The organism is Inquilinus sp. YAF38 (genome assembly GCF_052113205.1).
GTDB lineage: Bacteria > Pseudomonadota > Alphaproteobacteria > DSM-16000 > Inquilinaceae > Inquilinus.
This window is the reverse complement of record NZ_JBFRCU010000083.1, coordinates 16,834-26,657: the sequence shown is the minus strand read 5'-3', so window position 1 is coordinate 26,657 and position 9,824 is coordinate 16,834. Positions and strand designations below refer to the sequence as shown.

The window sequence follows — 9,824 nt, the reverse complement described above, 5'->3', positions numbered from 1 at the left end:
CGCGCCGTTCGACGGCCGGGGGCCGTCATCCGGCATGTCCTTGGAATCCATGGCCTTCGATCTGACCGAATTCGGGCTCCGCGCCTATCTCCGTTTCGTCACCTGGCGGCGTGGCCAGCTGGTCGGCCAGGACGCCCTCGGCAGCCGCTACTACCGCAGCCGCAAGGTCGCCCAGGGCGGCCGCGAGAGGCGCTGGGTGGTGTTCGACGGCGGCAAGTCCGAGGCGACGCGCGTGCCGCCGGAATGGCATGGCTGGCTGCACCACACCTTCAAGGAGCCGCCGGGCGACACCAGCCCGTTCCGCCGCCCCTGGCAGCAGCCGCCCGAAGCGAATCCGACCGGCACCGGCCACGCCTATCTGCCGCCCGGCCATCCGCTGCGCGGCAGCCATCGCGCCAAGGCGACCGGCGACTACGAGCCCTGGACGCCGACGTGATCGGGCAGGTCTGAGGAACAGCGATGCACAGGAACGTCATCGAGACGGTCATGGGTGCGGTCGTGTTGGCCGTGGCCCTGGTCTTCCTGGGATTCGCCTATACCAGCGCCAATCTCAGCTCCGCCTCCGGCTACACGCTCAAGGCGCAGTTCAACCAGGCTGACGGCGTCGCCGCCGGCACCGATGTGCGGATCGGCGGCGTCAAGGTCGGCACCGTCACCAGCATCACCCTGAACCCCGAGAGCTATCTGGCGGATGTCCAGATGTCGATCAACCCGTCGGTCAAGCTGTCGCAGGACACCGCCGCGGCGATCAGCAGCGACGGCCTGCTCGGCGGCCGCAGCCTCTCGCTCAGCCCCGGCGGCCGGCCGGACGACCCGAATGGCTGGCTGAAGGATGGTGACAGCATCGAATACACCCAGTCGAATCCGAGCCTGGAGCAGCTGCTCGGCCAGGTGATCTTCAGCATCGGCCAGCTCGGCGACAAGGGCAGCACCGGCGGTGCTGCCGGCGGGGCCACGGGCGGCACCTCCGGCGCGCCGGCCCAGGAGCAGGCGCCGCAGCAGGGCAAGCCGGCCGGCATGTTGGGGAATTGATCCGGACCATGCGCAGCCTTCTCGTGCTTCCCGCGCTCGCGGCGCTGGCCGCCGCGTCCCTTTCGGGCGCTGCCCAGGCCGCTGCCACGATCGACCAGCCGATCGCCGAGCTGCGCGGCCTCGACAAGATCACGGCGCGGACCCAGCCGCTCGAGGCCAAGGTCGGCGAGACGGTGCAGTTCGGCACGCTTGGCATCACCATCCGCGCCTGCCGCAAGGCGCCGCCGGAGGATCCGCCGGAGAGCGCGGCCTTCCTCGAGATCACCGACACCCCGCCCAGCAAGCCGGCGGCCACGGTGTTCAGCGGCTGGATGTTCGCCTCCTCGCCCGGCGTCTCGGCACTCGACCACCCGGTCTACGACGTCTGGGTGGTCAGCTGCACCGACACCTCGCCGGCCGCCGCCGCGGCGCAGCAGGAGGTCGACGAGAACGTGCCGGACGCCTCGCCGCTGCCGCTGCCGGAGATGAAGATCATCCCGCCGGCGCTGCCGCCGGGCCGCCAATAGCCGCCAGCGCGAACAGGCCGAGCACGCAGAGAAAGCCGAGCGACCAGATGTTCGAGCGCAGGCTCGGCCGGTCGGCGGCATAGGCACCGGTATAGGCAAGGCGGGCCAGGATGAAGAGGCCGGCCAGCAGGTCCGTCCAGCCCTGTGGTGCGCCGCGCATCTCGGCGATGATCACCGCCGCGGCGAAGGCCGGAAACGTCTCGAAATGGTTGCGGTGCGCCCAGTCCAGCCGCTGCTGCCAGCCGGTCAACCGCTCCATGTCCCGGCGCGGGGCATGGTTGTCGACCCGCGACGTCACCTTGGCCGGCATCACGGTCAGATAGGGCAGCAGGATGGCCGCCAGGACCATCCACAGGGCGAAGCTCATCACGGCGACTCCGGCAGCGTCTGCCGCATTGTCGCTACGCCATGCCGGACGACAAAGCAGTATCCGGTTGAGAAGAACGCGTTGCCTCTCCCGTTTACGGGAGAGGTCGGAGACGCGAAGCGGCTCCGGGTGAGGGTTCTTTGTCGAGGCCCGGGCCAGCCCTCACCCGGTCGTCCTGCGGACGCCCGACCTCTCCCGCCAGGCGGGAGAGGCAACACAAAAGGGTTTCGGCTTAAGCGACCGGGAAATCCTTGACGTAGACCGGGGTGGTCTCGGCGACGGTGAAGCCGTGGCGCCGGTACAGGGCCAGGGCGGCGTCGTTCACCGCCGCGACCGTCAGTGCGGCGCTGCCGGCCCCGGCCGTGTGCAGCCGGCGCAGGCTTTCGGCCACCAGGATGTCGCCCAGCCCGCCGCCGCGATGCTCCGGATGGCGGCCGATCAGGGCGACGTCACCCTCGCCGCCGGCGACCTTGGGCGGATGCACGCGCAGAAATCCGGCGACGGCGTCGCCGCGCAGGATCAGCCCGTGCTGGTCGGGCATCGCCCGGGCACGGGCGGCGAAGCTCTCGAAATCCGGCACGCTGGCGCCGGGCACCGGCATCATGGCGGCGCTGACCGCCTCGTGCTGGCTGCGCATCGTCGCCTCGGTCGGCGGCGACCAGACCAGGCCCTCCGGCAAAGGCGGCACCGGCGGCGGAGCGGCGTCCAAGGGCCGACGCATCGCATGCATGCGGTAGGCTTCGCGGAAGCCGCGGGCCTCCAACTCAGGCCCGCGATCCAGGAACAGGTCCTCGGCGTCGACCTCCAGCCGGCCGCGCGGTCCCGCGGCCGTGATCGCCTCGGCCTCCGCCAGCAGGAAGCCGGCGAGCGCATCGCGGTCGATGCCCGGGTGCAGGCACAGCAGCACGAGATTGGCCGAGTTGGCCGCGTTGACGCAGGCGTCGACCACGGCGGCGATGGCCACCCGGCTGCCCTCGGCGTCGACCGTATCGATGATGCTGCCCGGACCGGTCACGAGGCGCGACAGACCCCAGCGCGGATCGAACGGTGTGGTCGACACCGGATGAGCCTCGATGAAGCCGATCAGCGCGTCGTCGATCGGGCCGTCCGGTACCGGCCGGCGGTGCAGGGGCAGGGTGGTCATGGCTCCTCCGGCGGCCGATGCAGCATCAAGTCCAGCTCGGGCTCGGGGTCGGCGCCGGCCCAGTCCGGCCGCAGCACCAGCGCGGCGTCCAGGCGGCGGCGATACTCGGCGCGCTCGATCTCGACCGTGCCGAAGCGGGCCAGGTGGTCGGTCACGAACTGGGTGTCGAGCAGGGCGAAGCCGGCGGCGCGCAGCCGGGCGACGAGATGGACCAGCGCCACCTTGCTGGCGTCGGTGGCGCGGCTGAACATGCTCTCGCCGAAATAGGCGCCGCCCAGGGCCACGCCGTAGAGGCCGCCGACCAGCGTTTCGCCGTCCCAGCATTCGACGCTGTGGGCGAAGCCGGCCCGGTGCAGCGTGGTGTAGAGCGCGACGATCTCGTCGTTGATCCAGGTGTTCGGCCGGTCGGGCGCGCGCGCGGCGCAGCCGGCGATCACCGCATGGAAGGCGTGGTCGGCGGTGACCTTGAAGCGGCCGGCCTTGACCGTGCGGGCCAGGCGGCGCGGCACATGCACGCCGTCGAGCGGCAGGATGCCGCGCCGAGGCGGGTCGAACCAGTGCAGCTCCGGGCTGTCCGCCGATTCCGCCATCGGGAACAGCCCGGCGGCATAGGCGCGCAGCAGCAGCTGGGGCGTGACTCGGGTCATGGCCGGGACCGGAACATGGTCTCAGGAATATGGGCGGCGCTCATGTCCCGTCGATAGCGGAGGGCAGGGTCCGCGTCCACCCGTCGCCGTCTTTTCCGCGCGGCCCGATTGTTGTATGGTGCCGGCCATGACGAAGCCCGCGACCCTGGTCCGGAATTGGTGGCGCAGCGCCTGATGGCGGCTGCGCGTGCTTCGTCCTGCACCCTGGCCGCTCCGATGGAAGCGGCCTTTTTCATGTCCTGAGACGGCGTCCATCCGAGCGGCCTTTCCCTCTGCTCGAAAGGATTCGTCTCATGTTGAATACCGCGCTGGCACATCCGCCTGTGCCCGAGATCGGCGAAGCCGATGTCGTGCTGACCGGCGACCGGCCGACCGGGCCGCTGCATCTCGGCCACTATGCCGGCTCGCTGGCCAACCGGCTGCGGCTGCAGCGCCTGTGCCGGCAATTCGTGCTGATCGCCGACCTGCAGGCCCTGACCGACAACGCCGCCGATCCCGGCCGGGTCAGCCGCAACGTGATGGAGGTGGCGCTCGACTACCTCGCCATCGGCCTCGACCCGACGCGCAGCGCCATCGTGCTGCAATCGGCGGTGCCGGAGATGGCCGAGTTGGCGATGCTGTACCTCAACCTGGTCACCGTGGCGCGGCTGGAGCGCAACCCGACCGTGCGCGACGAGATCCGCCAGCGCGGCTTCGCCCGCGACCTGCCGGCGGGCTTCCTGTGCTATCCGGTCAGCCAGGCAGCCGACATCACCGCGGTGGCGGCGACGCTGGTGCCGGTCGGGGCCGACCAGGCGCCGATGCTGGAGCAGACGGTGGAGATCGTGCGCGCCGTCAACCGGCTGGCCGGCGCCGCGGTGCTGCCGGAGCCACGCATCCTGCTGTCGACCACGCCGCGGCTGCCGGGGCTGGACGGCCAGGGCAAGGCCAGCAAGTCCGCCGGCAATGCCATCGACCTGCGCGACGATGCCGACACGGTCCGCGCCAAGATCCGCTGCATGTACACCGATCCCGGCCATCTCCGGGTCGAGGATCCGGGGAAGGTCGAGGGCAACGTCGTCTTCGCCTATCTCGATGCTTTCGACCCCGACCCGGCGGCGGTGGCGGAGCTGAAGCGCCGCTACCGCGCCGGCGGGCTGCCGGACATGGCGGTGAAGTGCCGGCTGGAGGACGTGCTGGAGACGCTGCTAGGCCCGATCCGCGAGCGCCGTACCGCTTTCGCAAGGGATCTGGGCGAGGTCCGTGCCATCCTGCGCCGCGGCACCGAAGCGGCGCGGCAGCAGGCGGCGCAGGTTCTGGATTCGGTGCGCGGCGTGTTCGGGCTGGTCCGGCCGTGAGCCCGTCGATCAATAGCTGGCGGTCAGGTTCAGCCGCTTCGTCAAAGCCAGCAGCTTGGCGGGATCGCCGGACTGCGCCTCCGCCAGCTCCGAGAAGGCGAGCGCCGGCTGCGGTGCGATCGACAGCCGGAACGGCCCCCGCGGTTGCGGCATGGATTGGATGAAGCGGCCGATCGCCGCCACCGAATCCTTCGGCACCTCCGCCGCGACCAGGATGGCCAGCTGGGCCATGGCCTGCGCCTTGGCCGCGGCGACCGCTCCCTCAGGGTCGGTCTCGCCGTCCGGCAGCGCCAGCAGCGTCGGCAGCAGGGCATAGCCTTCGAACATGCCCTGGTTGTCGAAATCCACAGTCAGGGACTGCAGCGACAGCCCGGCGAGGGCCTTGTCGCCCAGCAGCGTGTCCACGGCGATCTGGTCGAGATCCGGGCCGCGCAGCGCCGCCGTGACGGTGATGTGGCCGATCCGGTCGCCGCGGAAGGTGGCGTCCCGGATGGTCAGGACATCGGCGTCGTAGTCATAGTCGAACGAGATTTCGATCGGCCTCTGGACCAGCTTCATCTGATAGGCGGTCGCCGCCGGCATGGCCGGCGCGAAGAAGCGGATGCCCTCGGCGTGGACCGACAGGGTCCGCGGCAATTGGTCGGTGTAGAAGCGCTTGAAGTCGATCCGGTCGACGGTCAGCGACCCCACCATCCAGCCCTGGTACTGGCTGATCGCGATCTGCAGGTCGGTGTAGCGGCAGCCGGTGTCGCCGAGCGGCGTCACCTTGCCGACCGTCGGGTCCTCCGCGGTCGCCTTGCTGATCAGCGGGATCAGATCGCGGCAGCGCTGCACCGGGTCCGCCGGCACCGGGGCGGCCTGGGCGATGGGGGCGAGGCCGGCCAGGACGAGGGCTGCGACGGCGCTCCGGATGCGGGTCATGGTCATCTCCGTCTCGATCGGTCGGGCGGGGTCAGTAGGTCACGGCCAGGTTCAGGCGCCGGAACAACTCCTCCGGCGTCGCATCCCCGGCATCCTCGCCGAACAGCAGCGCGGGCATCGGCACCGTCCCGGTCGGCGCGGCGGAGAGGGTGATCGGCCGTGGCGCCGGGAAGTCGCGCACGAAGGCCAGCAGCGGCACCACCATGGCGTCCGGGAACCCGCCGGCGGACATGGAGGCGACCTGGTTCTGCACCGCCTGCAGCAGCGCGGCCTTCCGCTCGGCCTCGCTGCTGCCCGCGTCCTTCTCGGCCAGGCCTTGCGCTCCCGCGGTAAGGATGCGGTCGACGATGCCATCGTCGCGGAAGCGCAGCGACAGCGACTTCAGGTCGCCGGCACCGATCAGGGCCAGGACGGGGAACCTCGACCGGGAATCGAGGGAGAAGGTCCGGGCCTGAACGCTGCCGCGCCGGTTGCTCAGCTCCACCTCGCCCATCCCGGGTCCGGACAGCGACAGCGAGGCGACCTCGACCTCCCCGGTCGCGGCGTCCCAGCGATAGTCAAGGGCGGCATCGAACCGGACGGGGCCGGGGCCGAGCACTGCCGTCACCACAGAGTCCTTCAGCCGGACGTCCTTGGCCCGCAGCGAGGCCGCTTCCAGCCGCCGGTCCTGGTAGATCCGGGCGAAGTCCAGCCCGTCGGCCGACAAGGTGCCGACGGTCCAGCTGCGGCCGGGCCCGAGATCAATGCGTAGCTCGGAAAAGCGGCAGCCATCGGCCCCCCGCGGCTCGACAGTGGCGGCAGCCGGCGTGGCAATCCCGGCCGCCTGCGCTGCAACCTCCAGCAGGCCCCGGCATCGCACCATCGGATCGGCCGGAACGGGCTCTGCCGCCGCTTGATAGGCCGACAGCAAGGCAGCCGCCGCCAGCGTCAGGATCGCCATCGTCTTCATGCCGGTCTCCTGAGACGACGATGGCCGGGGAGTCGCCGCCCCGGCCATCGCTTCCGATCAGGCTTTGCCTGCCGTCAGTAAGTGACGGCGACGTTCAGGCTCTTCACTAGGTCCATCGACGCGGCCTCGCCCGGCTTGATCGTGGCCAGCTGCGCCAGCGGCACCGGCGTCACCGGGTCGATCGAGATCGTCAGCGGGCCCTTCGGCGCCGGGAAGTCCTGCGCGAAGGACATCAGGCTCTTCACCGCGGCCTCCGGCACGCCAATCGCCGACAGCGCCGCCATGCCGAGCACGGCCTGGCTCTTGCCTTGCTCGATCGCGGTCTTCGGGTCCTCGCCCTGGGCGGTCGCGAAGGCGATCACCTTGTCGATGATGCCCTTGTTCTCGAAATGCAGCTTGATCTTGCGCAGCGAGGCCGTGCCCATCAACTGCATCGGGTCGGCTGCTGCCGCCGGGTCGGTCGCATCGATGCCGTCCAGCGCGCCGTCCAGCGAGATTTCGCCCAGCGCTTCGCCGCTGAGCTGGAACTCGGTCAGGGTGAACTGCTTGCTGGCGGTGTCGAGCGCATAGTCGATCGCCAGGTCGAACGGCTCCTCGCCGAGGACGGCCTTGACCTCGGGGTTGTCGATCGAGATGCCGGTGGCCTGCGCCGTCAGCGTGTCCGACGGCTTGCCCTCATAGGCCTTGGCGAAGTCGAGCTTGTCGAAGCTGATCTCGTCGATCGTCACCGTGGTCGGGGTCTTGCCCGCGGCCACCTTGTCGGCCGGCTCGACCATCTTCAGGTCGGTGAACTTGCAGCCGGACGTGCCGAAGGACTCGACCGTGCCGACCTCGGCATTGTGCATCGGCGAGTCGGCCGGGGCGAGGGTCAGCAGGCCCTTGCAACGCTCGACCGGGTCGGACGGAACCTCAGCCGCGAAGGCCGGGGCAGTGATCAGCGCGACCAGGGCCGCCGCCGTCGAAGCACGAAACACGCTCATATGCATCTCCTCGCATAACGGGGCGGCACCGGACCCGCAGGCCAGCCTGCGACAGCGATCGCATCCCCTCGATCGCCATCCCGGGCGCGGCGCCCGGGACACGGCGTATTCTTATTCACGGATTTGGGCTGAATTCGGGCCACTGCCCTATTTCGCCATCAACTTCTCGAGCCAGCGGATATCGTAGTCGCCGTTGATGAAGTCAGGCTCGGCGATCAGCCTGGCATGCAGCGGCAGGGTGGTCTTCACCCCGTCGATGACATACTCCTCCAGCGCCCGCCGCAGCCGCATCAGGCATTCGTTGCGGGTGCTGCCGCGCACGATCAGCTTGGCGATCAGGCTGTCGTAATGCGGCGGGATGCGATAGCCGTCATAGATCGCGCTGTCGACCCGTACGCCCAGGCCTCCCGGCGCGTGGTAGCCGTCGATCCGGCCGGGCGAGGGGACGAAGGTCTCCGGGTCCTCGGCGTTGATCCGGCACTCGATGGCGTGGCCCTGGAACACGATGTCGTCCTGGGTGTAGCCGAGCGGCGCGCCGGTGGCGACGCGGATCTGCTCGCGCACCAGGTCGATGCCCGAGATCTCCTCGGTGATCGGATGCTCGACCTGCAGCCGGGTGTTCATCTCGATGAAGTAGAATTCCCCGTCCTGGTACAGGAACTCCATCGTGCCGACGCCGCGATAGCCCAGCTTGCGCGCCGTCTCCGACGCCAGCCCGCCGATGAAGGCGCGCTCCTCGGCGTTCAGGGCGGGCGAAGGGGCCTCCTCGATCACCTTCTGGTGCCGGCGCTGGATCGAGCAGTCGCGCTCGCCGAAATGCACCACGTTGCCGTGGGTGTCGGCCAGCAGCTGGATCTCGATATGGCGCGGATGGTCGAGATACTTCTCGACATAGACGCTGTCGTTGCCGAAGGCGGCGCGGGCCTCGTTGCGGGCCATGCTGTAGGCCTCGGGCAGCTCGGCATCGGTCATCGCGACCTTCATGCCCTTGCCGCCGCCGCCCGCCGTGGCCTTGACCAGCACCGGATAGCCCATGCCGCGGGCCAACGCCTGGGCCTCGTCGACCGTGTCGACGGCACCGTCGGAGCCGGGCACGACCGGCAGGCCGGCGGCCTTGACCGCGTCCTTGGCGGCGATCTTGTCGCCCATCACCCGGATGTGCTGCGCGGTCGGGCCGATGAAGGCGAAGCCGTGCTCCTCCACCATCTCGGCGAAGCGGGCATTCTCGGCCAGGAAGCCGATGCCCGGGTGGATCGCGTCGCAGCCGGTGATGGTGGCGGCGGAGAGCAGGGCCGGGATGTTGAGGTAGCTGTCGCGCGCCGCCGGCGGGCCGATGCAGACCGCCTCGTCGGCCAGGCGCACGGCCATGGCGTCGCTGTCGGCCGTGGAGTGCACGACCACGGTGCGGATGCCCATCTCGCGGCAGGCGCGATGGATGCGCAGCGCGATCTCGCCGCGATTGGCGATGAGGACCTTCTCGAACATCAGTCGATCACGACGAGGGGTTCGGCGAACTCGACCGGCTGGCCGTCCTCGACCAGGATCGCGCTGATGGTGCCTGACCGTGGGCTGCGGATCGGGTTCATCACCTTCATCGCCTCGACGATCAGGATCGTCGCGCCCTCGGCCACCTTGTCGCCGACCTTGACGAAGGCGGCGGCGCCGGGCTCGGGCGACAGGTAGACGGTGCCGACCATCGGCGAGGTCACGGCGTTCTTCGGCGGGCCGGCCGGGGTGGCGGGCGCGGCCGCCGGGGCGGCGGCAGCGGCGACCGGGGCGGCCATCGGCGCGGCATAGGTGGTCACCGGCGCCGGCTGGCGGTTCAGCCGGATGCGGCGGTCGCCCTCCGAGAACTCGATCTCGGTCAGGCCCGTCTCGTCCAGGAGCTTGGCCAGGCTGCGGACGAATTCGGGATCGAGGCTGAAGGTGCTCATCTGGTCT

The 9,824-nt window shown here is 70.2% G+C and carries 12 protein-coding genes; 4 read left to right on the top strand and 8 right to left on the bottom strand.

Annotation, left to right across the window (positions count from 1 at the left end; translation table 11 throughout):
- Window positions 1-49: 49 nt before the first annotated feature.
- Genes AB4Z01_RS28245 through AB4Z01_RS28235 form a run of 3 tightly spaced genes read left to right on the top strand, consistent with a single transcriptional unit; the run spans window position 50 to window position 1,538 of the window.
- Window positions 50-436 (top strand): NADH:ubiquinone oxidoreductase subunit NDUFA12, encoded by a 387-nt coding sequence (locus tag AB4Z01_RS28245; protein ID WP_441699341.1) that lies wholly within the window; start codon window positions 50-52, stop codon window positions 434-436.
- A 23-nt stretch (window positions 437-459) separates the two neighbouring features.
- On the top strand, window positions 460-1,032 hold the full coding sequence (gene mlaD, locus AB4Z01_RS28240; RefSeq protein WP_441699339.1) for an outer membrane lipid asymmetry maintenance protein MlaD: 573 nt from the start codon (window positions 460-462) through the stop codon (window positions 1,030-1,032).
- Window positions 1,033-1,040: 8 nt separating this feature from the next.
- Window positions 1,041-1,538, top strand: coding sequence for a DUF2155 domain-containing protein (locus tag AB4Z01_RS28235; RefSeq protein WP_441699338.1), 498 nt, complete (start codon window positions 1,041-1,043; stop codon window positions 1,536-1,538).
- Here the strand turns inward: AB4Z01_RS28235 and AB4Z01_RS28230 are convergent.
- The 3 genes from AB4Z01_RS28230 to aat form a co-directional block, all read right to left on the bottom strand.
- Window positions 1,504-1,905 (bottom strand): MAPEG family protein, encoded by a 402-nt coding sequence (locus AB4Z01_RS28230; protein ID WP_441699337.1) that lies wholly within the window; start codon window positions 1,903-1,905, stop codon window positions 1,504-1,506. The two genes, AB4Z01_RS28235 and AB4Z01_RS28230, sit on opposite strands and share 35 nt — an antisense overlap.
- A gap of 232 nt (window positions 1,906-2,137) precedes the next feature.
- The gene (locus AB4Z01_RS28225; RefSeq protein ID WP_441699336.1) at window positions 2,138-3,049 is read right to left on the bottom strand and encodes a GNAT family N-acetyltransferase; all 912 of its coding nucleotides are present in this window, start codon (window positions 3,047-3,049) and stop codon (window positions 2,138-2,140) included.
- On the bottom strand, window positions 3,046-3,696 hold the full coding sequence (gene aat, locus AB4Z01_RS28220) for a leucyl/phenylalanyl-tRNA--protein transferase (protein WP_441699334.1): 651 nt from the start codon (window positions 3,694-3,696) through the stop codon (window positions 3,046-3,048). Before aat ends, AB4Z01_RS28225 begins: the two co-directional genes overlap by 4 nt.
- A 293-nt stretch (window positions 3,697-3,989) precedes the next feature.
- Here aat and trpS point away from each other — a divergent pair, with 293 nt between their 5' ends.
- On the top strand, window positions 3,990-5,033 hold the full coding sequence (trpS, locus tag AB4Z01_RS28215) for a tryptophan--tRNA ligase (RefSeq protein ID WP_441699332.1): 1,044 nt from the start codon (window positions 3,990-3,992) through the stop codon (window positions 5,031-5,033).
- 9 nt (window positions 5,034-5,042) lie between these two features.
- Here the strand turns inward: trpS and AB4Z01_RS28210 are convergent, their stop codons facing one another.
- From AB4Z01_RS28210 to accB, 5 genes are all read right to left on the bottom strand, one after another.
- Complete coding sequence (locus AB4Z01_RS28210) at window positions 5,043-5,954, bottom strand: hypothetical protein (RefSeq protein WP_441699330.1); 912 nt, start codon at window positions 5,952-5,954, stop codon at window positions 5,043-5,045.
- A gap of 31 nt (window positions 5,955-5,985) precedes the next feature.
- On the bottom strand, window positions 5,986-6,903 hold the full coding sequence (locus AB4Z01_RS28205) for a hypothetical protein (protein ID WP_441699329.1): 918 nt from the start codon (window positions 6,901-6,903) through the stop codon (window positions 5,986-5,988).
- 74 nt (window positions 6,904-6,977) lie between these two features.
- Window positions 6,978-7,883: a hypothetical protein gene (locus AB4Z01_RS28200; protein ID WP_441699327.1), complete on the bottom strand. Its 906-nt coding sequence runs from the start codon at window positions 7,881-7,883 to the stop codon at window positions 6,978-6,980.
- Window positions 7,884-8,030: 147 nt separating this feature from the next.
- Window positions 8,031-9,368 carry an acetyl-CoA carboxylase biotin carboxylase subunit gene (gene accC, locus AB4Z01_RS28195; protein WP_441699325.1) on the bottom strand — a complete coding sequence of 446 codons (1,338 nt, stop codon included), beginning with the start codon at window positions 9,366-9,368 and terminating at the stop codon, window positions 8,031-8,033.
- Window positions 9,368-9,817, bottom strand: a complete 450-nt coding sequence (gene accB / locus AB4Z01_RS28190) for an acetyl-CoA carboxylase biotin carboxyl carrier protein (RefSeq protein WP_441699323.1) — start codon at window positions 9,815-9,817, stop codon at window positions 9,368-9,370. Before accB ends, accC begins: the two co-directional genes overlap by 1 nt.
- Window positions 9,818-9,824: the final 7 nt, after the last annotated feature.

Bases quoted from the DNA above. Each gene is read 5' to 3' on its own strand.
- AB4Z01_RS28245 (WP_441699341.1), top strand. From the start codon at position 50: ATGGCCTTCGATCTGACCGAATTCGGGCTCCGCGCCTATCTCCGTTTC.
- mlaD (WP_441699339.1), top strand. From the start codon at position 460: ATGCACAGGAACGTCATCGAGACGGTCATGGGTGCGGTCGTGTTGGCC.
- AB4Z01_RS28235 (WP_441699338.1), top strand. From the start codon at position 1,041: ATGCGCAGCCTTCTCGTGCTTCCCGCGCTCGCGGCGCTGGCCGCCGCG.
- AB4Z01_RS28230 (WP_441699337.1), bottom strand. From the start codon at position 1,905: ATGAGCTTCGCCCTGTGGATGGTCCTGGCGGCCATCCTGCTGCCCTAT.
- AB4Z01_RS28225 (WP_441699336.1), bottom strand. From the start codon at position 3,049: ATGACCACCCTGCCCCTGCACCGCCGGCCGGTACCGGACGGCCCGATC.
- aat (WP_441699334.1), bottom strand. From the start codon at position 3,696: ATGACCCGAGTCACGCCCCAGCTGCTGCTGCGCGCCTATGCCGCCGGG.
- trpS (WP_441699332.1), top strand. From the start codon at position 3,990: ATGTTGAATACCGCGCTGGCACATCCGCCTGTGCCCGAGATCGGCGAA.
- AB4Z01_RS28210 (WP_441699330.1), bottom strand. From the start codon at position 5,954: ATGACCCGCATCCGGAGCGCCGTCGCAGCCCTCGTCCTGGCCGGCCTC.
- AB4Z01_RS28205 (WP_441699329.1), bottom strand. From the start codon at position 6,903: ATGAAGACGATGGCGATCCTGACGCTGGCGGCGGCTGCCTTGCTGTCG.
- AB4Z01_RS28200 (WP_441699327.1), bottom strand. From the start codon at position 7,883: ATGAGCGTGTTTCGTGCTTCGACGGCGGCGGCCCTGGTCGCGCTGATC.
- accC (WP_441699325.1), bottom strand. From the start codon at position 9,368: ATGTTCGAGAAGGTCCTCATCGCCAATCGCGGCGAGATCGCGCTGCGC.
- accB (WP_441699323.1), bottom strand. From the start codon at position 9,817: ATGAGCACCTTCAGCCTCGATCCCGAATTCGTCCGCAGCCTGGCCAAG.